This is a genomic window from Micromonospora gifhornensis, assembly GCF_016863515.1.
GTDB lineage: Bacteria > Actinomycetota > Actinomycetes > Mycobacteriales > Micromonosporaceae > Micromonospora > Micromonospora gifhornensis.
Genome location: NZ_BOPA01000036.1, coordinates 46,320 through 69,965, shown reverse-complemented (window position 1 = coordinate 69,965; position 23,646 = coordinate 46,320). Strand labels below are relative to the sequence as shown.

Below are 23,646 nucleotides of genomic sequence, written 5' to 3'. Positions count from 1 at the left end.
TGGTCAGACGGACGGAGCGGGCGGCGGCGGAGGCAACGGGGCCGAGGGAGCCAGCTTGGGAGGCGGCGGCCGTCGACGTAGACGTCGAACCACGACCGGCGCGGTCAGCGGACCGCCCGGTGAGGGTGGCAGCGCGCCACCCGATGGGAGTGGCAGCGGGATGATCGGTGGCTGGCTACCGCCCGGCACGGTCGCAGCGGTCGTCGACGGAGCGGGAAAGTGCGGGTTGGGCGCGCCCGGATTGAAATTGGGATTGGGGAGGAACGGGCCGAGCGTCACCGGCATGAAAGGGGCGCCGCCGTCGGTGACACGCCGCGCTCCCCGGATGTTCTCCGTCCGGATGCCGCCAGGGAACGCGACCTCCAACTGGTTTCGATGAAGCGGATCGATGCGGTCGCCCAGGCTCGCGTTCACGTCCACACCACCAGGAGCATGGATCTCGAAGCGGAAGATGTATGGCCCGTGCGGGCCGGACGGGCCGCCGAGAAAGTTGAGGTTCTCCAGCCGCGAGGTCGACACGAACGCGCCTCGGTTGCCATCAACGAAGCTCGCCAGATCGGTGTTGCTGACGTCTTGCGGTTGGAAGCCGGTGTTGAAGATCCCGGGCTGGGTCGGCGGGAACTCACTGCTTCCGGTCGGGTTCGCGAAAGGCATCGGGCCACGGGTGTCCCACCGGAAGACCGGGTTCTGGTCGGTCCGGTACTGGGGCTGGCCGCTCGGGTTGCCGGGGTTAGCGACCAGACCGGCGATATTGGTCGGGTCCACTGCCGGGTTCAATTGGGCGCTGGGAAGGCCGGTCGGTGGTGTGGGTCCGGTGCTGGCCGGCCCTGGCGTGAAGTCCAGGCTGGCGGGTGGCGGATCCGTCGGCAGCACATCGATAGGCGTCGGCGGCCGCGGCGTGCCGCCGGCGGTATACCCGGGCGGCTGGGTGAACCGCAGCAACGGGCCCCGCGGTGCCGGCTCGTGCGACAGGGCCGACTGCAGGGCGGGCTGCGGCAGCGTGCCCTCCACGATCGGCGACTGCGCGACCGGGGGTCCGGCCGGTGGTGCCGAGTCGGGCGGGCTCGTCGTGAGGGTGAGGTGGTCGGGTAGTAGAGGCGGCGCCGTCGCGACCTGCCTCGCGGCCCGATCTGATGGAGTCGTTGAGGATGCCGGCGGGTCGAGTTCCGCATCCAGTTGCAGCGAGGCGCGTTCTTGCCAGAGAGCGGGGCTACCGGTCACGTCGCGCGCCCATCGCGCGGCCGACCTCGGACGGGTAGGGGAAGCTTCCGCGGGCGGCGATGCCTGACTGGCGGGAATTCCGGGCGCGACGCCGACTTCGTTGGCGGTGAGCATCCGGCCGCCCACCGGCATCGACATGCTGTGGGTGAGTGGCAGAACGGCGAGGGCGGTGGTGGTGGCAGGCAGAGCCGCCAGTCCCCCGTTCTGTGGGTCGAGGTAGGTCACGCCGAGGTGGTCGACGACTCCCACGAACACGTGGTTGAGGTGCCCGTTGTCGCCCCGGTCGGCGAGGAACACCTGCGTGCCCACGCCGGCAGCCAGCAGGGCATCGGTGAGCGCTTCGACGCTAGGCGTGAGCCAGACCCGGTGCTCGTCGTCGCGCAGGCCGAGGCGCTGTCGCTGGAAGTTGATCAGATCGGCACCGGGCAGCTCGATCGCGCCGGAGGCTTCCACGACCGTGCCCTCGTCCACCGAGAGGATGTAGGAGATCGCGGTGATCACGCAGTTGGTGCGGGTCTCGGTGCCGGAGTCGCGGTCGGGGTTGACCCCGCGCAGGAACGGGAATCGCTGATGGACCTGCTCCGGGGTGTGTGCCGACGGCAGGGGTGTCGTGTCGGTGCCGGGTGGGAATCCACTGAATCCCGTGGCAGCGAACGACCAACTGCCAATGGAGAACTGGCTGGTACGTGCGGCGACGGTGGTGTTGCGTGGCTCGACGCGGGCAACGGCATTCTGCACGATGGTGCGGAGCTCTTGGTACTGGGGAAGGATCTGGTGGGGGTGGATCAACCGGGCCGTGTCATTGCGGATCTCGAACAGCAGCAGTCCACGGCCGGACGGCCGCGCCCGGTCAAGATCGTTGTGGATGGTGCGGACGCCGAACGCCTCGTGCTGATTCAGCTGCGGTGCGTTGTCGAGCAGCATCGTGTGCAGGTACTCGCGGACGCTCACCGTAGGTCTCTGATGCCTTTCGAACAGCCGGGCGTACCGCACGGCGTCCAACGGTCGGACCTCTGTTCCCGTCGGCAGCAGGGTCGGCGCTTGGTGGTACTGCGGCGACGCCGCGTGCTGTCGGGCGGCGTTGTTGTGGTTCTCGACGTAGAGTCTGCTGTAGTCGTAGCGGCGTTTGTTGTCGTCGCGTTCCTCGGTCAGCAGGGTCGCCTCGAAGGTCACCTCGATCAATCGGCTGTTTTCCTGCAGGAAGCGTTGTGTCTCCGGGGTCAGCTCGTTGCGCATCGCGCGCAGGCTCTGCCGCATGGCGATCGGGCTGAGGTGTTTGCCGCGTAGGCCGCCGGTCAGCGCCGCCATCGCCAGGCCAGCCACGTGGTCGTAGGTGACCCACATGGCCCCTTCGAGCTCGTTGAGCTCGTCCTCAGTCGGCCGTCCGAGCGGGCGTTGGCGACCGTCGTTGAACCGAGGGCTGTACCACGTTTGATACGCGTTTCGGATACTCGCCGCGAAGCTTCCCCCCGATAGGTGCCTACGTTGCAGAGCGCGGTCCCAGATCCGTGGGGTGAGGTTGGCGAGGAACTCCTTGACCGCCCCGATCGGTACGCCCTTGGTGTGATGCATGGAGATCGCCGGCTGACCGTGGGTGATCACGGGCACGAAGCGCACCGGGCGTGCGTCCGGATGCAGATCCCAGCCTTCGGCGGGGTCGAAGATCTGGTCGAGGGTGTAGCCCAGACCTCGGAATCCCGACCGTAGGGCCTTGTCTCCGCGCCGACCGAGCAACTTGCACATGTCTTCCTGCGCACGGATCGCGGAGGTGTTGTCGCTCCCCGGGTCGCCCGGGAGTTCGGCCAGCGGCCGGTCCGTGACGAACTCGATGATCGGCTCGACGTGAAGGTCGTCTTCCGGTACCCCCGGCGGCGCAACGCTGGTGACTCCTTCCCGCGTCATGAAGGTGCCCGAGTCGATGACGGCCCGGAGCCCCACGCGGTGATTGATCGCCAGGTACTCGATCTGCCGGAAATGGCCGGCGAGCGGGGTGCCCGAATCGTCCTCCCATTCTGCGGGATAATCCAGATATCCGCCGTGGTACTCGGCCTCCGTGCCGCCTCGGCCGTAGCGGTGGTCCGCGGCGGGGTCGATGAGGGCGTCGACGGTGCGGCTGTCGGTGGGTCCGCTCGGGGGTATCTCCACGCCGTTGGCGTCCAGGACGACTGCCGACGCGCGGGCGGAACTCAGTTTCGGCGGTTGTCCGGGTGGGAGCACGCGGTCGCGCGGGTCGCGGTGCAGATCGACGTAGACGATCTCGCCGGTCGGCAGCCGGTGGGCCATGATCGCGTGGCCGACATCCTTGCTTCGTTCGATGAGTACGAGTGCGGTGCTGGTCTGCTTTTCTCCGGCTGCCTCTACCAGCCTGGACTCCAGGTCGTTCCAGCTGCCGAACGTGGCCAGTTGGGCTCCGCCGACGAGCCGGCTGGTCTGCCGGCCGTTCAGGACGGTGTCGTCGACCGTTCGGGCAGCGGCCGGGATCGGCGCGATCCGGTCGGGATGCAGGCGACCGAACGCCTTTGCCAGCAGCGCCACACATGAGGCCGGGTCGGTGAGGGGATCGTCGGCCGGCACCACCCGGGTTCCACCCGCGATCTCATCGGCCAGCTTGGACAGGTCCTCGATCGTTCGGATGCCGTCTTGATCGCTGGGGTGAAAGGGCGAGCCGGGCACATCTACGGAGATGTCGCCGATGGGGATGTGAATGACGTGTTGTGGGTTCGCCGGCAGGGAGGAGGGTTGTCCGGTCGCGCTGTCGATGAACAGAACACCCTCGGGGGTACCCACCACGTTGTGGACGTGGGGGTCCCGGCCGGCTTCCACGACGATGACAAATCCGTGTACGGCAGGGTCGGTCGCGCCCTGCTCGCGGTAGGCGGTGGCGATGCTGTCGTAGCCGGACACCTTGCGCAGGACCCGGGTGTTCTCCGCGCCTGAGGAGAAGTTCGCGTAGTTGATCGCGTATGCCCATGGGGCGGTTCCGCCGGGGTCTGCAGCCGACCAGAGCTGATCGCCGTCCCACGACTGGTGCAGAGCGATCGCGGCATAGAAGCAGTTGACCAATTCGTCGTCGGACACGGCCGACCTGTTGTCGGCGTTGATCTCCGGGACCCACGGGTAGCGGGTGCGAAACAGTTCCGCGGTGTCCGACAAGGAGTCGTTGACAGGGTGCCACCAGGACAGTCCTGAGACGTCGTCAGCAGCCGGAACCCGGCCGGTGCCGAGACCTCCGGGCTGGTTCGCCGATCGCCGGAAGACGCGCCATTCACCGTCCCAGATGATCGTGGCACCGGTGGGCTCCAGCGAGACCACGGTAGTCGCTGCGATGACCGGAGCGTCGAAGCCGGCGTCGCTCAATGTCCGCTGGAAGTCCGCCGCGGTGCTGCGTCCGGTTGTGTTCGGGCGGGCGGTGCTGCAAGCCACGAGGACGTAGGACGTAGGTCCCTGGTTGGTTGCCTGCGCCTGAAGGAAGGCCGGCGTACGCATGAGGGCGGCGGCGAGCGCGGTCCCGCTGGTGCGGCCGAGGTTGCCGTTCAGCCAGACCGCGGCGTTGTGACCCACCACGAAGAAGGGTCTCGGGCCGGCCACCTGCCTGGACCACGGCCTGATGCGCTGGTCCGGTTCGACCGGCTGCACCGGGGCGGTGACCACCGGCTCCTCGGCATCGCTGTCGGGCGTCAACGACCGCCCGAACGGTCTGGGCCGGAGAAGAGCCGTTCGATATCCATCGTTGCTCGCCCAGTGTGATGCCACGTTCAGAAGCTCGGGCTGGACCCCCAGCGCAACGCCCACCAGGGTGCCGCTACTGCCGATGAGCGCCGGATGGTCGTGGCCTGCCAGTTCGATCAGGCGCGGTCGCTCGTTCGGGTTGGGCACGATGTCGCCGTCGTCACCCACCTGCGCGTCCGGGTACATGATGACCTTGATCGGTGTGTCTTCCGACGACGGGACGACGGCTGACGACCGGCCGTTCGTCCACTGCCGCCAGCCGCCGTCCGGGGAGACCAGCAACACAGGTATGTCGAAGCCCCGGTCGTCGGCGAGGTACAGGGTTGCGTTGCCGTCGAAGGTGAAGAGACCGCCGCCAGGCAGGATGCGGCCGAAGCCGGCCGGGCCCTCGTCGTCGGACAGGTGGTCGTCGCGCTCCCGACCGGCGATCAGGACGACCGGGGGGCCGCCCGGCTGCGTCCGTGCCGCTGCCTGGTAGGCCGTGGAGTCGCGCACCGCGACGGCCAGCTCGTCGCCGCTGACCCTGTGCACGTCACCGTCGTCACCGACCACCGGGTAGACGCCATCGGCAACGTCGTCGGGAGTGCGGGCCCCCACCACGACGAAGAACGGCCGGCGATCACCCCAGGGTGGCGGATGCGCGCTGAAAGCCAGGCCGGACAGGACATCATCGGGGTCGTCCGTGGCGCGGTCGGCGACGAGCACGTGGTCGGTTCCTGCACCCAGCAGGTCGAGCAGCCGATCCGGTTCGTCCGCGCGACGACTGCGTGAGGTGAGGGACATGCCGATCGGCGGTCCGGTGTCCGCGACAAGAGGCCGGTGCCGTAGCGACATCGCGAACGTGACAACGGCCTTCTGCCGTTCCTCCGGCGTCAGTCCCGGTTGCCACGAGCCCGCCACCGGCTCGATCTGGATGCGATCCCGCGTTGGTTGATCGAGATCGCGTAGCGCTGTGCCCAGTTCGCGAGCGACAGCTTCGGCACGTTGCCGACCTGTCCGTCCGGCTGTCCAGCGGCGGATGGTGTCGAAGTACCGCACCCGCGTGCCGTTGCCGTACCCGGTGATGATCACCCTCAGTGTCGATGATGGCGCGTCGTGAACGCGCTTGGTCACCTCCGCGGCCAACGCCCGAACCCGATGGGCGTCACCGGCGTCCAGCACCTGCGTCTTGGTGCGAAACCGGAACGATCGTACTGGTCGGGCGCGTGGGACGGAACGGGCCCGTCCCCCTTCCGGCTCGATCACCTGTCTGGAGGAGTCCGCAGGGGCCGGGCCGGACGCGGCGTCCTGCCGGGCCGCGGGTGGTCGTGCCGTCGGCGCCGACTCACCTCGGCGTCCACTGCTGAGCATGCCCGGAAGCGAGGAACTGGGAGGGTCGAGCAGGGCATGCAGCGTACGGTCGGTGGATGCCGTCGTGGGGCGGCGGTCACCGGGGCCGGGGTTGAGGGTGGCGACCGCGCCGGTGGCGGTGACCGGTACGCGGAGGGGGCCGGCCAGCGCCGATGGAAGATCGCGGAAGGTGGGATCGACGCGGGCGTACCGTCGGGATCCGGTTTGTTGGGTTTCGATGAGGATCAGCTCACCGGTGGTGCGGCGCTCGACCAGGACCATGTGCATGGGATCGTTGGGGATGGCGGTCAAGACGGCGGTGACGTCACCGGGTTGCAGGTTGGTCAGTGTGGTGACGGCGACGGGCTGGTATCGGGTGGCGCCGAGGGTGGCGAGGACCCGCTGCGGGTGATTGCGCGACGGCGAGTCGTCCCGGGTGTGGTTGTGGCCGGCGAAACGGGTCAGCACGTCGTCGACGCGGAGCACGCAGTCTGCAGTGCCGTCCCACGTCGGCAGTGTGTCGACGGCGGCGGCCAGCGCAGGAGATGCGCTCACCTGCTCGACTGTCCGGGACCCGGCCGGCCGCGACTGGTCGTCGTGCGGCCGGTCAGCGGCAGGCGCGGTCGGCACAAAGCTGTAGTGCAGGTACTCCAGCACGACCCGGATCTTCGGGTGGTGCTCCTCGCCGATCGAGGTGGGCTGATGCGGTTGCGGTCGCTGGATCGTGATCCGCAGACCCAACGCGTCGGCCAGCAGGGGAAGGAAAGTCTCGCCCTCGTCGCGAAGCCAGTAGCCCTGCCAGTTCGTCGCCGCGTTCCGCATGGTGTCGAACTCGGTTGGCGTCACCGGCCCGGAGTACAGGGCGTAGTGCATGTTCAGCATGCCGCGCAGGACCGTCGTCGGCACCTCGGAGACGGTCAGGGGCCCGTCCCGCTCCACCAGGTATTCGAGCATCTGTCGCATCTTGCGGGTGGCGTTGTCGGCGAGCCGGGGATTCACGTCGGGCCGGCCGAGATCCGTGAGGGGCACTTCACGCTCGGCGGCTTCCCGGGCCTGCGACTGTGAGCCCGCCGACGAGACGAGGTCGGAGGTGCGCCGCGCGATGAACCGGTCGCGGAGCCAGTCGAGCGGCAACAGGTCGGCGTCGGTCACGGTGGTGAGTCCGAGCGAGCCGAGCCGACCGAGCAGCAAGGCACGATCGTCGGCGCTGTCCGGAAGGAGCCTATCGTCGCCGGCCCGGTACTGCTGAACGACCCAGATCGGGATGTCACCGGGACGACCCGCGTAGGAATCAAGGTGCCGAACGACGAGTTCGCGTAGCGCGTCCGCTGCCTGCGACAGCGGCGAGTCGTCCGGGACCGGGATCCCGTCGTTGGACAGCGATCTGGCGTGGCGCTGAAGGTCGCCTCGAACCTGCTCAGGATCGTTCAGCCACCGCCGTACCTCCGCCGAACCCAGGCTGTGCGCCGCGAGCGCCCGGCGTACGTGCTGCGGATCTGCTCCGATCACACTGTAGAGCTGGCAGTTGCCGTCGGCCGGCACCTCACCGGTCGGGACGGTCGTTGACGACGTGATCTGCGTTGCGCCCACCGGGCTCGGCGTCCGCCGCGTGTCCTGGACAGAGCGACCGGAGTCGCCCGGAACGGCAGCAGCCGGCGGTACCGGCAGAGGGCGGATGGCCCTGGGCCGTGCCGCGCCATCGTCTTGTGTCGACTGTGCCGAGTGCGTCTGCTGGGTCGGGGCGGGTGGCGTGGGCTCCATGGTCTCCGGTGACGCCTCGGTCGCCTGGTTGGTCGGCGGCTCGGGCTGCGTCGCGGACCGGAACCGGGCCCGTCGTTCGCGGGCGATGCTGCCACCGGCCGCCATCGTGCGCAGGTCGGCGCCCCGGGTGGCGATGTTCACCCCGACCCGGATGATCATCTCCTCAGGGACGGACGACCCGATCCACTCCGGCGGGTCGGCGGCGAGCACTGCGTCCAGCTGCGTGCTGACATCCTCGGCGGACATCGCGAGACCGTTGTCGGCCAGAAACTCGATGACGCCGTCGAGCAGCTGGGCCCGGCGGGCGTCTTCGTTGACCTGCTCGTCCGATTCCTGGACGACCTCCTGGGCCACCATGTCGATCGTGGCCGGATTCCCGGCGAGCCGGCTCAGCCGGCGGGCTGCGGTGATGCTGACTCGTCTGCTCAACCGGCGATCCAGGTCGGCCGGCACCTCGCGGCCGCCGGCCCGGAGACGATCCGCTACCCGGTCGGGGAGGGAGACGGCGGGTTCCTCGCCGGGAAGGCCGCGAACAGTCGGCAGGGACAGGCCCGGCACGCTGATGTCGATCTGGGCCAGCCGCCCGTCGGCGGTCAGCAGCAGTTGCCCGCCGTCCTGGCCCAGAACGGCCGGGTCGATCGACTCGCCGTCGAGGGTGAGCAGCACCGGTCGGTGCGGGTCTTCGACGCCGACAGCCATCAGTACGCCGGCTCGGCGCGTGCGTACCAGCGTGACCGCGCCCGCGCCGAGCCGCTCGACGGAACGCGGCTCGGCATCGCGGAACCGGGCACCGAGTTGATCGGCCCAGGCCGTGAGGGAAGGTACGCCGGCCGTTGGTCGTACGCCGCCGAGCATCCCGAAGAGGCGCGCCGCCCGCTGCTCCGGGTGATCGGCGGGCCGCCGGGCGCGCATGCCGGTGAGGTAACTGCGCACAACCTCGACACCCCGCTCAGCGGTGACCGCGGCCGGTACGGTCACCAGGCCGTCCGCGCCGAGCACGGCGCGGGCATCGGTCAAAGCGGTCAGATCGACGATCGGCCGGGGGTAACCGCGATCCGCGACCCGCGCGATGTAACGAGACGGCACCTCGATCCGGATGTTCACCTGCCCGTCTATCGGCCCGCGGCGCAGCGGAAGCAGACCAGCGGGGTAGTGCTCCAACAGACGTGAGATCGGCCCGGTGGTGCCGGACCCGGGCGGGAGAGTGAGCCAGCCCCGGACGGTGCCGCTGTTGTTGAGCTCGGCCGCCGCCATCGCCCGCCGGATGACCACGGCGGAGGGTGCGTCCGGTGTACGGACTTCTCCGCGGAGAAGGTTGTGCACGGCTTGCGCGGACGGGACGAGCGCGTTGCCGGCCCAACGCCGCAGTGCCTGACCCAGTTCCCTCCCCGTGGTGGACGGGATGACCTCGACCAGTTCACCGTCACGGAACATCCGCCACTCGCGCGTGCCGTTCTGAACCCGTTGCACCAGCACCCATCCGGCGTGCGACAGCGCCTTGGCGAACGGCAGGCCGTCATCGCCGTGCATGGGCGCCTGAAGGACGACGATGGGTTCGTCGGCGTCCTCTGGAAGCCGGCCGGCGTACTCGGCGGCGTCGATCGGCCGTGTCTCTCCGACATCGATCGTGCCGTTCTCGATCCGGCCCGGCTCGATGGTCAACCGCGTCAAGAACGAGGGCGGCAGCGTGTCGAGCACCGACCAGTCCACGTGCGTGCCGGGCAGCACCGCAGTCAACGTGACGGGGCCGGCGGGTCCTGGCAAGGGTTCGTGCCGGTTGACCCAGACCCGGTACCGGACCCGGTCCCTGGGTTCAGCCGGCCGGACGACCGAGGCCCAGGTGTCCGGCTCGGTCGCCGTGGCCGGCAGGCGCAGGACGTGCGCTCGCAGGTCCGGCGCGATGCGGACGAGCCCGACCGTGCCGTCGTCACCGCGCGGCACCACCTCGCGAACAGCCTCCGGGTCCAGCCAGAGCCGGGCGGTCTCCATCGCCTCGGCAGGGGTGGCACCGGGTCGGACCGGCACCCGCAGCACTTTCTCGGTGAAGGAATCAGGCGAATCTGTGGCCCGCTCGGAGTAGGTCGGCAGGTCACTGGCGCCCTGGAGCATCAACTGAGCGCACTCGACCGTGGTCAGCCCGGGATGGGTGGTGTGGCCGTTGACGCGCGCACGGAGTTCCTGTGCCGGGTCGAGCTGCAGCGACGGTACGCTGCGAACCACGGCCAACGCCTCGTCGAGCGATTCTGCCGCCTGCAGCGACTGGCTTCCTGGGATGACGGCCTGCCACGACCACCGATCGGCAGCCGGGTCGTGCACGCCGACCACGACACCGCGCGGGCCGGTGCCGCGAAGCAGCGTGTCCCGGTCGATGAGGATCTGGGTCTGCCGTGCGATCGTCTCCGCTGCCCGCTGGTCATCGAGCAGACGTAGCACGAGCACCGAGTGCTCGCGACCGCCCTGAGCGGCCTGGGCGACGAACGGTTCGTTGACCAGCAGCTCCGGGATGATGCCGCCGGTCCCGTCGGTGATCGATACCTCGCTGCCGGTACCTCTGGCGATGCCGGTGACCGTCAGCGTGCCCGGCGCAGTGGTGATCCGTTCGGCGAGGTCGAGCACGTCGAATGCCCGGGCCACATCGTCCCCGTCGGGCAGGTACGCCCAGACTCCGTTCGGCATCCGGCGCGGCGACTCGACGCGCCCATAGGTTTCCGGCACCGGCGCTGCCACCGGGTCCGCGTCGCCCTTGCGTCGGAGGTTGCGTCGCCCCCGCAGGTCGCTGCGGTTTCGTTCGGCCAGGTCCTGCGCCCGCCGCGAGTGCGGACCGTACTGTTCGGCGACGCGGAAGAGCAGAGCCTCGTCCGGCATTCCCAGCGGCGTTCGCTGCGGGTTCCCGCGCAGCAACTCCACCTCGATCGCGGCTGCTGTGGCGCCCCGGCTGGCGACCGGGCCGCGCGGCACTGGTGGATCGAGCACCAGGTCGGCGGCGTCGATCGATCGGCCGAGGTGCTCGCTGAGCTGCCGGGCGAGTTGCTCGCGGAACACGCCGTCGTTGGCTCGCAGGAAGGCGCCGGCGCCCTGGGTGGTGGCCGCGCCTGGAGTCGTCGGATCGAAGCCCTGCGGTACCGGGTCGAGCTGGTCGATGACCTCGGATATCGGCAGCAACGACCGCATAGGTAACGGCGCGAAGGTTCCCTCGGCCGCAGCCACGGCCTGAAGGAAGATGAGATTCGCCAGGCCTTGCACGGCGGCGACGGACTCGATGGACAGGAAGTCGGTCACGTCGCCGGGCGCGACCGGCCGACCTGCCACCTGCCCGGCCAGGTCGGCGGCGAACTGCTGACCGAAGGCGGTGGCGGCACGACGCAGCCGCAGCCCTTGACCTTCGGTCGCCCAGCCGGGTGCCCAGGAGGGCCGATGTTCGAGAAGCAGGTGCAGGTTGGTGAGCGAGAGGGTGACGGGCGCGCTGTCGTCGGCGGCCGGGACCGGCGATGAGACCGGGGCTGAGGTCGCTGCTGCCGGCGGCACAGGCAAGGGTCGCGGCCGGCGGGAATGGCTCGCCCGGTGTGCGCGCAGTTCCCGCAGGAGATGGTCGTTGCTGGGGTCCAGGCCGCGCTCGCGAAGGTCGCGTTCCCGCTCGCTGATGGTCCGGTCCAGGCCCCGAATCATCGAGTCGGTGGTGTCGGCCATGAATACCTGCGTAGGCGCACCGGGTCCGGACGTCCCGGATTGAGCGCTCGCGGTCACCGGCCCCACCGGGGACGCTGACGTAGGTCGCGCCGGGCGGACCAGCTCGCCTCGCAGCCAGTTGCCCGGTGGATCGCCGGCGCCTGGCTCGTCGGTCAGACCGAGCCGCCGGCGTACGGGGTCTGGAAGAGGCAGCACCTTCGTGTCGACGCTGCCGTTGTTCGCCGAGGACGGAACCAGCACACGATCGGTGACTGTCCGGATCAGGGGACCGAAATCCGGATGCCCGGCGATGAACTCGACCACTGCGGTCCACGCGGCAGCCGGCTCAGGTAGTCCGTTCACCACCGGAGCGACAGCGGTCAGGTGCAGATCACCGTCGCGGTTGTAGAGGTCGCGGATCAACGTCGCGGCGACCCGGCTGAGAACCGGGATCTCGTCCTGGAACTGGCGACGCGGCGCGAAGGGCTCAGATCCTGCCTTCCAGGAGCCCGCGTCGCCCATCTCGATGGTGTCGAGCGTCGGCAATGGCGGACCCTGCTTGACGATCCCGACCATGGTGGAGGCGCGAAAGCCCAGGTCTCTGGCCAGCTTGTCGAGTAGGTCCGGTCCGGTCCGCGCCATGATCGAGTGGCGTCGGGCCGCCATGTGCTTGTTCTTGACCTGCGTTTCCGACCATTCACGGTCGGTTCGCGAGTGGGGTAGCAGCTCGTACTGCGTGCGCTGGTATCGCTCGGCGATCCGATCGGCGTACAAGTGGAAGAAAGGGTGTCCGCGGGTGCCTACGAACCCGGCGTTCGCGTAGGTTCGCGCATTGGAGTACGGAGGGATCAAAGCCCCGAAGCCGCGCTCGACGAACAAGCGGTCGACGTTTGCGAGCCAGTTCGGCATGCCGGATTCGTGCTGTGCGAGCGATTGCGCGCTGAGATAGTTGTCGCCATCGGTGTAGACGCCGCCGAAACGCTTCAGGATCTCGATGCGCAGGATGTCGCTGGCCGCTCCGTATCCGCGCCCCTGCTGCTTGGCGTGCTCGGACCGGTACTGGGCATCCAGATCCATCGGATCGCCGGCGTGGAAGACCTCGTCCACGTTGACGAGCAGAATCTGATTGCGGCGAGCCCACCCGACCAGCTGGCGGACGGCCGCGAGTTCCGGGGCGTCCGAGGCCATGGCCCGGGTTATGTCGGCACGGGGAATGTCGGTCCACAGGTGGGTCTTGAAACCGGCGCCGCTTGCACTCGCCGCCATCGCGGCCAGATTCTCCAGGTGGTCGTCGGGCGGCGTGCCGCCAAGCCAGATCGAGTGCACCATCGCCGGCATGTCGACTGTCGCCGGAAGCTCACGCATGGCCGGGGGAACCTCGTTCGGATTCTCAAGCCAGGTCCGGTGCGTCGGTACGTCGGTCCAGACCAGACCGCCGCTCAGTTGCGAGTCATCCACGGCGTTCGCGATCCGGTCGTGGGGTGTGGCCAGATCCAGGCGGTCGAGCAACGGCTGCAGCTGGTCGCTGGCCAGGTCGCGTAGCGCGGCCACCTGGAGGAAGGGTGGCCGGGGTGGGGTCCGGCGTACGCCGAAGATGTCGGGACCGAGCAGACCCTGTGCTGGGGCTGGTCGAGCCGCCGCGCGGAGACCGGCCAGCAGGCGCTCGGCGGTCGGCTGCTGCGGCGGCGTCCGGAGGCCCGATTCGGACTCGTCGTGAGTTGCTTCGATGCGGTCGGAGGGGGTGCGGTCGTTGACGGTGGCGGGCGGAGGAAGGATGTCGACGCCGGCCGCGTTGGCGGTCTGTTGGGTCAGGCCGCCGTCGATGGTGCCCGTAGCGGCTGGTGGCGCGACCGGTGGGTTCGTCGTGAGGGTGAGATGGTCGGGAAGTCGTGGCGGAGCCGAATGCGGCGCAACCGGCACTGGCTGAATTGACCGGGAGCCCGAAGCTGCCGGACCGTAGCGCCTGATCCTCGTCGTGTGGCTGGCTTCTGGGCGTTCCTCGTGCCACGACTGGTAGGTGTGGGGGTAGCTTTCCGTGAGCTGCCTGAACAGACTCGCGATCGACTCGTCAGAGAGCTCGCGATCAGCTAGTTCGGCGCGAATATCCGCCTCTGTCAGCCCTGCTGCCCCGGCCGCGTCAAGGGCGGCCTGAAGCAGCTCCACGGGGTCGCGATGTGCGCCGCCAGGCAGGGTTCCCGTGCGGGGGTGGCCGGTGGCCAGCCTGGTCACGATGGCACGCGCACCGTGTATGTCGTTGGGGTGATGGCGTAGGTGGTCGGCGGCAACGAAGGCTACCTGCCTTCCGTGGCTGTCGGTGTCGCCTTCGGCCTGAGGCGGGACGGCTAGTCCGACCTCACGAACAATCCCGATCGCATCCCGCAACTCGGCGGGCAGTTCGGAATCGACCAGCCGTGCTTTGAAACCTTCGGCGGCTGTGCGATCGTCGGCGGTGAGTTCTGCTGGACCGTCAGTGTTTCGGGTCGTGTCGCGGGTGACGGCCGACGGGTTGAGCATGTCGCCTGCGGTGTGACCACCCGGGGCTGGCACCTCGATGTGCTGCGCCACAGCGGAGTCGGTGGGTTGGCGGAGCGTGGTGTCCAGGCCCGCCAAGCCCTGGGCCTGGGGTGTCGCCGCAGACAGGTCTGTACCGAGGTCGGTGCGCGCGACCACGCTGGCGTTCGGAGGTGGCGGCGTGCTTGGTGTGGCTTGCCCTGAGTGGCCCTCGACGTTGACGTCCAAGATGCCGCTGTTTGTGTTCCCGCCGGTCGATGTGGTGCCGTCGGTGGTTGCGGTGCCGCTGGTCGATGTGGTGGTGCCACCGGTCGTTGCGGTACCGCCGCTGCTGGTCGGTGCCCCGCTGGTCTGTCCGGTACCCCCCATGGGCGGTCGGCTGGTTGCTGGGGATGCGACGTTGATTGACCCACCAGTGGCAGTTGTGGGCGCTGCGCCAACCGGAGTGAGGCTTTCCTGGCCCGTCGAGGTGGCTGTGGTGGGTGTCGTGGCCGTAGTGGTACTGGCCGTGGTGGTACTGGCCGTGGTGGGTGTGGCGGTGCTGGCCGTGGTGGGTGTGGTGGGTGTGGTGGTGCTGCGTTCTAAGGCGGTCTCTGTGCTGGCCGGAGACGGCACAGGGCGCAGGTTCTGCTCGGGTGGTCGCTTGCCGAACGCCGCCGCGACATTATGGTCGGCGTACTCGTTCGCTCTTGCGCTCGCGTAGCCGCCCATCATGGAGGATGTCGCGGTGGCGAACGGATTGAACTGCCCGTGCACCATCAGCGTGAAGAGACCCTCGAAGCCGGTCTCAAGGCCCGCCAGGAAGGCCTCGCGGGTGAAGAGGTGCCGGTTGATGCCCGGGAAGTATCTCTGGACGAGCCCGAATACCGCGGCGATGCCGCCGCCGATGAAGGCGCCACCGGCGGCGGCCATGCCGATTTCCCTACCGTCCGGTGTTCTCCGGTTTCCCTCCGCCATCTGAGCGAGGTGTGCCGCCAAGGTTTGTGCGATCTCTTCGAGTGCCTCTTCGAAGGCTTGCCATCCGGACCGCAGCAGCAGATTCCGCATCCGGACCTTGAAGAGATTGACCAGTTGCTGGACGATCGTTTGACCGATCTTGATGAGGCCCGGCACGGCGGCGGCCCCGAATCCGGTGGCCAGCGCTATGGCAATCTCCACCACGATGGTGAAGGCGGCGATGATGATGCCGTACTGCGTTGCCTCCGAGTCCAGGGCGAACTGCTCGGCCGAGTCGGCCAGCGAGTTGGCGATGTCGGCACCGGCCGGCAGGCTGTTGGTGATACCCGGAGCGAAGCGGGCGTAGGCTTCCGCGGCCGGCCCCTCAAGGTGGTGGTGAAGCGCCGTGCTCAGGGATGCGGCACCGGCTACCTCGCTCAGCACCAAGGTGCCCGTGATCTGTAGTTCCTGCGCCATCTCCCGCAGCGCGGTCGGGTCGGCCTCGGGGTACTCCTCACCGACTCCGTACAGAATGAGGTCGTAGACCCACTGCCATTCCGGGTCGTTGGGGATGTGGAAGTCTGGCATCGGGCAACCTGGGCGGAGTTGTCAGGCGACCGGCTGGTCGCCGCCGGTGGGATAGGCGACGAGAAGCGGCCGGTAGCCCGCTGCGGTCGGGTCCACGTTCGGGTTGTCGCGGACGACGAAGAACTGCCGCCCATCCGGGTCGATTGGCCGTCCCTGCGGGTCGGTCACTGCCGAGGCAGCCACGGGCGTGACGGACTCGTAGCGGTTCGCGTCGACCTGCACGGTGCCGTCGGGCAGTGGAACGAGAGCCACGAGACGGCACCCCTGCGGGAGTCGTTCCGCGTTGACCAGCATCCCGGAGATGTCCCGCGTGTCGTGTGCGGACAGCGCCGGCGTCAGCGGAGTCAGGTACGAGGCGGCGGGCGCACGGGGCGTGGTGACGGTGTCGGAGATGTGGCTGGACTCGGTGGGAAGTCCGTGGCTCACCAGATGCGTCTCGCCTCTGCGGGCCAGCAGAAGCCCGGCCTCGCGGGCGTGCTCGTCAGCTCGGCGGTAGTCGATGCCGCTGGCCCGCAGGCCTTCGGCCGTGTACTGAAGCATTCCCACCGCGGTTTCCACGATCTGCTCCATGGCGTCCAGGCCTCGTATGAAATTCTGCCCGAACTCCCGGCCCAACTCGTCGTCGCCCCAGCTGCCGCTGTACCGGGACCGCACCTCACGAATACGCGCCAGGTGCCCGGTATAGGTGGCGAGGTACTGGTCGTACCCGTCGCCGGTCTTGATCACGCCATCCGGGTCGACGTAGATCTCGCCGCCAGGGTGCGTCATCGCGGCAACCGTCCGAGCATCATTTCCCGTACGCTCGTGGCCATTCGCGGCTCAGTCGGAAAGTACGCCTCGGCGCCAGCGGTGCCACGAACCAGCGCCCCCGCATCCAGCCCGTCCGGGAGGAAGGGCTTGAGCACCTCCGCGGCCTGCACCATCGCCTGTTCCCTGGCGTCGGCGTAGGTAGCCATGATCACTGAGGCGAGCTCCTTCGGCGTCATTCGCCGGTAGCCGCTGGTCGGAAACTGGATGTCGGTGAGCACGCCGTTCTGTCCGACGGTGACGACGACCTCCCGACGCTGCGATGTCGCGGTCGTCGAAATGCCGCGCATCTTCTCCTGCAACTCGCTGAGACTGGTGCGCTGACGCTCGTACTCCTCGAACAGACCCTCGATCCGGGCGTTGAAGTCCATCGCGGCATTCCCTCCTCGCGGGGCCAAGTGAATGTCGGGATCCGCCGGTCCGGAAGGGTCGGGTCGCAGGAAGGAACGATCGTGCAGCGGCACTTCACGTGTTTCCGGTGCCGCCTACGTCCAAGCGTGTGGATAGGCAATCTCATTTCACGATCGTGCAGGTATTGCTTCGTGAGTTGGCAGAGCCCGACCAGCGCTCCGCAGACTTGCCGCGGCGCGTCAGGCCGCAGAGACCATCGAATTCCGTACGACCACGAGGAGCTTGAGCACCATGGCCATGGGCAACGTCTCCACGAGCGAAGAAGGCATGCGGGCTGCGGCCCAGCAGTTCGCCGCCAAGGCGGACGAGTTCACCAGCGCCAATCGCAGCGTCGCCGGCCAGGTTGACGTACTGATGGCCAGCTGGACCGGGCCGGCAGCACAAGGCTACCGATCCGCGATGGAGCAGTGGGGCCAGTCCTTCAACGAAGTGATCCGCGCGTTGCGTGAGATGCAGGGCCAGATGGAGCGCACCAGAGCGGGCTACAACCAGGCCGAGGACGAGGCGTCGTCCGCAACGCGTCAGCTCGGTTCGGGTCTGCCCGGCATCTGATCCTCCCGTCACTCGTAGAAAGGCAGTGACTTGTCCAATTTCACCTTCAACTTCGGGCTGGCCGATGCGGTCCTCGACGACGTGACCCGCATCAATCAGCGGATCGAGCAGGCTCTCAACGAGCTGGAAGTCAATGTCGAGCGTGGCCTTGACGGCTGGGAGAGCGAGGAGGCCAAGACCGCCTACCGGGCCGCCAAGATGCGCTGGGACCAGGCAGCCCAGCAGATGAACACCTTCCTGGAGCGCGCGCGCCGGACGCTGATGACCGTTTCCGACAACTACGGGGCCACGGAGAAGGCCAACGCCTCCTACTGGACTCCCTGATCGCGGCGACCCCGCCTGCGCTCGCGGCCGCTCGGACCAGAAGGGCCGGCGACCGCCGAGCCTTCTGCCCTTGAGCCGTGGATGTCTCCGTCACGGAAAGCCGCGGCTCCCGCACGAGCGAGACCGAGATCATGAGCATCGATCTGGACCGACCAAGCATCGCGGGTGCCGACATGATCGGCCTCTTTCGCAGCTATGACGAGGCGCACGGTTATCCGACGGATGGGGACAGCTGGGCCCGGGCCGTTGTCAGCAAGATTGAACAGGATCTGGTGCAGCGCGGAGCTTACAGCTGGGGTGATGTCGGAAACAACGACTACACGCCGGAGGAGCTGGCCGTTTGGGCCTGGTACCACAAGCAGACCGAGTCGGACCGCTGGAAGGTTCTGGTGGCCGAGTACCGGCAGGATGACGCGAAGGATCGGGTCACTGCGCCGAACGAGTTCGACCCAGAGCATGCGTACATTGAAAAGCCCCATGTCAGCGTCGAGGGACTGGCCGTCAAACCGTTCGCCGACGTCGCGGATGGCCGAGGCGGGATTGCGGTCAACACCGCGGCAATCGCCTACTTCTGCAACGCTCTGGACGCCCCTCTGCGGCAGGACGGGATGCTGGAGCTGGCCAAAGCGGCCCTGTCCGACATCGAGCTGCGTCCCGGCGGATTTGCCGTGGCCGAGAAAATGCGCCAGAAAATAGTGGGCGCTGGCGAGTCGCCCGGTCTGAGCGGTCAGACGATCACCGTAATGGACGACGTCAAAGACGTACTCCTGACACTTCAGAGTGACTTGCGAGAGCTCATCAAGAGATACGACGAGACCGAGGAGTTGAACGCGCTGAGCGTCAACGACCTCGACGGCGCAATGCGCCGAAGTAATGCCCGGATCAACAGGCTGGGTGCATAGCCCGCACGTTAGAGGGGCTCCGGCGGCGACTGACCGCTCGTGCCCGGTAAGCGCTCCTTCGCCGAACGCGAGGTTTGTCATGTCGGTCGACAAGGATCAGTGGACCCACGACGCCCATCCGGGCGCCACCTTTCCGCCGCTGACGGTGAACACCGCTGACGAGGAGGACTATTGGAAATGGGCACGGTTGAGCGGGGGATGGCGGCTGCTTCGGGCCGCCGTCAACGGCGGCTCCGCACTGGGCACCGATGCAGCCAGAGCACACGCGGCGACTCTGGTCAATGCGCAGTCCGTGATGGACGCCGGCGGGGCGGTGGAGCAGGCCTATCGCACGTTCGACGAGCTGGCGAGGTTTGTCCGGGCCCAAGCGCAGGCGATTGCCGGCGAGGACAAGCCCTGGCAGGGCCCGGCCGCCGAGGTGTTCCTCAGCCAGATGGAGTACCTGGCTGACTACCTCGATGCTCAGGCCGAGCGGATCGCGGGCCTTCCCGGCTCCGGCCGGTTGCCCATCCACGAGCAGCTGTACAACGCCGGCAACGCCCTCCAGTACGCCCAGTACGCGGTTGCGCACTGGGACAGGCAGTACGCCGCGATCGCCCGAGCGGCCGGTAACGCCGTCGGCGGCGACGGCCTGGTGTCGATCACCGGGTCGCCGTACGAGTTTCCTATGGCCGAGGCGATGGCCAACGAAATCGACGTTCTGGCAGGCCACTACCGGATCACGGACGGATCGGTTCTGCTCCCCGAGCGCAATGAGAACCTGCGGAATCCTGGCGGCGGTCCGCAGCCACCGCCACGACCCGAGACTCCTCGGATTCCGCCGCCCGACCGGCCGGCTGTACCACCACCGAACCTTGCGGCAGGCGGTGGTGGTGGCCCCCGCCCGCCCGATAGCGGTAGCTTGCGAGGCAACGCGGGCAACATGCCGAACATCCCGCCGCCGGCTCCGATGCCCCCGCCGGCTCCGATGCCGCCGCCGGCCCTGCCGGCTCCGTTGCCTCCGTCAGCTCCGTTGCCTCCGTCAGCTCCGTTGCCCCCGGGGGCCTCGGTGCCTCCGCCGGTCCCGTCGACCCCGCTGCCCCCGTCGACCCCGCTGCCCCCGCCGGCCCTGTTGCCCCCGCCGGCCCTGCAAGCTCCGCTGGCTCCGTTGCCTCCGCCGGCGTCGCTGATCCCGCGAAACCCGACGCCGCCAGCTGGCGGGGTGAACGGGCTGAATCCTGCACGACCGGGGGCCGGCTCAGGAGTGGGCGGTGGTGCCGGCGTTGCTCCACCGTCTGCGCCGCCGGCTCTGCCGGTACGCCCCCCGGCCTTGCCGAGCACGGGCGTCAGCGTTCCCGGATCACCCGGGACGTCGAACGGCACCCCGGGCGGTCTCCCGCCGAGTGCGCCACCCGGCACGCCGGGTAGTCCCGGCGGCGGATCCGGCGTCCCGGACCGCCCGGACGCAAGCGGCCTGCTCGAGGGTGATGCGCAGGCGTGGATGCCCGGAGACAACCCGGCCGGGCTTCCGCCGGATGTCGGTACGGTCACCCCGCCCGGTGGCGCCGGCCTGCATGCCGGCCCGCCGTCAACAGGCGCCGCAGGGCCAGGCGGCACACCGATGATGCCGGGCAGTCCTGGCGCCGCCGGGTCGCCCGGTGGCGGCGGCACCGGCGTACCGGATCGGCCGGATGCCGCCGGTCTGGTCGAGGGTGACGCGGCCGACTGGACACCCGGCGTCGACACCGTGGACGGACCGGCCGCGCCGACCGGCGCCGCGGCGGGAAGCAACCTCGGCCTGGACACCGTCGTGACCGGCCCTGCCGAGATGCCGGCAGCTCCCGCCGTAGCGCCGATGATGCCCGGCCTGCCGGGAATCGCAGGTCCGGATTCCCCCGGTGGTGGTCGCACCGCGAAGGATCCGGCCGCGTCGCGCCCGCTCACAGCGGACGATGCCCAGTGGAGGCCGGCCGCTGCGGCGAGCGAGGCACCCACGGCGGAGCCGGAAACGACCGAAGGTCCCGTCCCGCTCCAGATGGAGCCGGTCGTCCCGATTCGGCCGGGCGTCACTCTCGGCGTCGTGGCCCCGGTCGACGAGCCGGAGCGGGACCAAGCGGTGGGGTTGCCACCACCCGTCCGGGCCGCCGGCCAGCCGGAGAACCCGGTGGCCGTGCGCCCTGACGCCGCCGCTCTGCTGGTCGAGAGGGCTGATACCTGGGGCCAGAGCGGCCTGGAGATACCGCCCGACGACGTGGTGCCGCTGCTCCGCCTCGACGATGTCGAGCCGGAGACGGCGGCCTGGGACGACACCGACGGAAGCTGGCTGTTGGCCGACGACACCGACGACGCTGCGAGCGAGGGGAAACGTAGCGATGTCTGACCGCGATGGCATGGCAGGGACGCCCCTGCGGGTCTGGCGACGGTCCCCGCAACGACCTGCTCCCGCTCCCGCTCCCGCTTCCGATGCGGACGAGATGTCGTACTGCGGCGGACCGGACCGCACCGTGGACGACATCTTCCTGGAGATGCGCGAACGCAAGCGGCAGTGGGACGAGGAGCGCGAGCGGCAGAAGGCCGAGGCCGGGGAAGCACAGAAGGACAAGAAACAACGCGATGACGAGGACGACACCGCCGCGGTGCAGCGGTTCCGTAATGACCGGTACGCGGTGGGCCTGCTGCGCCAGGACACCACGGCCTGGGGTGACGGGCCGACGTACGCGGGAACGCTCGGATGAGCACGGTCACCGTCAAACGGCCGCCGCGTGCCGCCGGACCCGAAGCGCCCGAGGGCGAGGTGTACCTGCAGGAGCCTCCGCTGATGGCGGAGGAGGCGCCGCTGGACTTCCGGGCCTTCGCGATGGTCGTGCCCATGGGCCTGGGCATGGGGGCGATGATGGCGATGTTCGGCCTCTACACCCGCGCCCCGATCATGTACGTCATGGGCGGCGCGATGGCCGCCGGCATGCTCCTGATGGGCGTGGTGCAGGTGGGCCGGGGCGCGGCCGAGCGCAAACGCAAGATGCTCGGCGAGCGGCGCGACTTCCTGCGCTACATCGCCCAGCTACGTAAGGAGGCGCGAGCCGCCGCCGACGAGCAGCGCAAGCATGTGCTCTGGGACAACCCGGAACCGGCCTGGCTCTGGTCGATCGCGATGAGTAGTCGGCTGTGGGAGCGGCGGCCGGCCCACGACGACTTCGCCCGGGTACGGATCGGGCTCGGCCGGCAAAACGTGATGCGCGCCTTCACGCCGCCGACCACCAAACCGGTCGAGGACCTGGAGCCGCTGTCGTCGATCGCGCTGCGCCGGTTCGCCGAGGCGTATCGGACGGTGTCCGGTATCCCGATCTCGGTGAATCTGCGCAGTTTCACCAGCATTGAGTACGAGGGCGAGGTTGGACCGGCGGTCGCCCTGGCTCGTGCCATGGTGGCCCAGATGGTCACGCTGCACGCCCCGGACGAGTTGCGCGTCGCGGTCCTGGCCGCCGAGGTGCACCGCGGCCCATGGGAGTGGGTCAAGTGGCTGCCGCACAACGAGCATTCCGCCGAGACCGACGCGGCCGGTCCGGTCCGGCTCTTCGCCGGCGACCACGACGCCCTGATGGATCTGCTCGGCGCGGAGGTCACCGACCGTGGCGACCACGACCGGACAGCACGTCCCTCGTCGACGGAGCCGTTCGTGGTGATCGTCGCCCACCTCGCCGATTTGCCGGACAGCTCGCGGCTGCTCGGCACCGGACTGCGCAACGTCGTCCTGCTCGACCTCACCGGGACCATGCCGGGCGGGCCGAAGGTGCTGCGACTGACTGTGGACGGCGCGGAGGTGCGCTACCCGGCCGGGGAGGTCAGCGGTACGGCGGTGCGCGACGAACTGTCCGAGGCGCAGGCGGACACGCTCGCCCGGATCATCGCCCCGAAGCGGACCAGCGGCACCCTCGACATCGTCGACGAACCGTTGGAGAACAGCTTCGAGTTGACCACGCTGCTCGGCATCCGGGATGCGAACACCTTCGACGTCGCCGCGCTGTGGCGGGCCCGCCAGCCGCAACGCAACCGGCTGCAGGTGCCGATCGGTGTCACCGAGGACGGCGAGGTGATCGAGCTTGACCTCAAGGAGTCGGCGCAGGGCGGCATGGGGCCGCACGGCCTGCTCATCGGCGCCACCGGGTCGGGCAAGAGCGAGTTGCTGCGTACGCTGGTGGTCGCGCTCGCCGCGACGCACTCCTCGGAGATCCTCAACCTGGTGCTGGTGGACTTCAAGGGCGGCGCCACCTTCATCGGCATGGAGAACCTGCCGCACACCTCCGCCGTCATCACGAACCTCGCGGACGAACTTCCCCTCGTCGACCGGATGCAGGCTGCGCTCAACGGCGAGATGACCCGGCGCCAGGAGATGCTGCGGGCAAGCGGGTACGCCTCACTGTTCGACTACGAGAAGGCACGGGCATCCGGTGCCCACCTCGTGCCCTTCCCGACCCTGCTCATCGTCGTCGACGAGTTCTCCGAACTGCTGTCGAGCAAGGCAGAGTTCATGGACCTGTTCGTCTCCATCGGCCGACTGGGCCGCAGCCTCGGCGTCCATCTGCTACTCGCCTCGCAACGCCTCGACGAGGGACGGATCAACCGCGTCGAGGGACACCTGTCGTACCGGCTGGCACTGCGCACCTTCTCCTCGATGGAGTCGCGCGCGGTGATCGGTGTCGGGGCGGCGTACGAGCTGCCGCCCGAGCCGGGCAACGGCTACCTCAAGGTGGACACCACCAATCTCGTGCGCTTCAAGTCGGCCTACGTCTCCGGTCCGTACACCGGCACCGGGGCGGCCCGGGAAGCGGAACAGGATGTCCAGGTCGTGGCCGCCGAAGTGGTGCCGTTCACCACCCGGTACCTCCCGCTGCCCGCACCGGCGCAACGCGCGGAACCGGACGAGGTTGCG

The 23,646-nt window shown here is 68.9% G+C and carries 9 protein-coding genes and 2 pseudogenes; 7 read left to right on the top strand and 4 right to left on the bottom strand.

What is annotated here, in order from left to right; all coding sequences use genetic code 11:
- Positions 1-3: 3 nt before the first annotated feature.
- The gene (locus tag Vgi01_RS23915; RefSeq protein ID WP_204292496.1) at positions 4-13,626 is read right to left on the bottom strand and encodes a scabin-related ADP-ribosyltransferase; all 13,623 of its coding nucleotides are present in this window, start codon (positions 13,624-13,626) and stop codon (positions 4-6) included.
- Positions 13,627-14,446: 820 nt separating this feature from the next.
- Between Vgi01_RS23915 and Vgi01_RS23910 the strand changes: the two genes are divergently transcribed.
- The gene (locus Vgi01_RS23910) at positions 14,447-14,920 is read left to right on the top strand and encodes a hypothetical protein (protein ID WP_204292494.1); all 474 of its coding nucleotides are present in this window, start codon (positions 14,447-14,449) and stop codon (positions 14,918-14,920) included.
- Positions 14,921-15,342: 422 nt separating this feature from the next.
- Here Vgi01_RS23910 and Vgi01_RS31630 read toward each other — a convergent pair.
- From Vgi01_RS31630 to Vgi01_RS23895, 3 genes and pseudogenes are all read right to left on the bottom strand, one after another.
- A pseudogene (locus Vgi01_RS31630) lies at positions 15,343-15,741 on the bottom strand (WXG100-like domain-containing protein); the annotation flags it as partial.
- A 21-nt stretch (positions 15,742-15,762) separates the two neighbouring features.
- Entirely contained in the window at positions 15,763-16,509 is a 747-nt protein-coding gene (locus tag Vgi01_RS23900; RefSeq protein ID WP_204292490.1) for a hypothetical protein, read from the bottom strand.
- Positions 16,506-16,919, bottom strand: a complete 414-nt coding sequence (locus tag Vgi01_RS23895) for a YbaB/EbfC family nucleoid-associated protein (RefSeq protein ID WP_204292488.1) — start codon at positions 16,917-16,919, stop codon at positions 16,506-16,508. The genes Vgi01_RS23900 and Vgi01_RS23895 overlap by 4 nt, the downstream gene beginning before the upstream one ends.
- Before the next feature lie 271 nt (positions 16,920-17,190).
- Here Vgi01_RS23895 and Vgi01_RS23890 point away from each other — a divergent pair, with 271 nt between their 5' ends.
- From Vgi01_RS23890 to eccCa, 6 genes and pseudogenes are all read left to right on the top strand, one after another.
- The gene (locus Vgi01_RS23890; RefSeq protein ID WP_204292486.1) at positions 17,191-17,511 is read left to right on the top strand and encodes a WXG100 family type VII secretion target; all 321 of its coding nucleotides are present in this window, start codon (positions 17,191-17,193) and stop codon (positions 17,509-17,511) included.
- Positions 17,512-17,541: 30 nt separating this feature from the next.
- Positions 17,542-17,835 carry a WXG100 family type VII secretion target gene (locus Vgi01_RS23885; RefSeq protein ID WP_204292484.1) on the top strand — a complete coding sequence of 98 codons (294 nt, stop codon included), beginning with the start codon at positions 17,542-17,544 and terminating at the stop codon, positions 17,833-17,835.
- Between the two features lie 77 nt (positions 17,836-17,912).
- Positions 17,913-18,737, top strand: coding sequence for a hypothetical protein (locus tag Vgi01_RS23880; RefSeq protein WP_204292482.1), 825 nt, complete (start codon positions 17,913-17,915; stop codon positions 18,735-18,737).
- Between the two features lie 79 nt (positions 18,738-18,816).
- Positions 18,817-21,096: a hypothetical protein gene (locus Vgi01_RS23875; protein ID WP_204292479.1), complete on the top strand. Its 2,280-nt coding sequence runs from the start codon at positions 18,817-18,819 to the stop codon at positions 21,094-21,096.
- A 10-nt stretch (positions 21,097-21,106) separates the two neighbouring features.
- On the top strand, positions 21,107-21,451 hold the full coding sequence (locus Vgi01_RS23870) for a hypothetical protein (protein WP_204292478.1): 345 nt from the start codon (positions 21,107-21,109) through the stop codon (positions 21,449-21,451).
- Positions 21,448-23,593, top strand: a pseudogene (gene eccCa, locus Vgi01_RS31495) (type VII secretion protein EccCa); the annotation flags it as partial. The gene Vgi01_RS23870 and the pseudogene eccCa, both read left to right, overlap by 4 nt.
- Between the last annotated feature and the right edge of the window lie 53 nt (positions 23,594-23,646).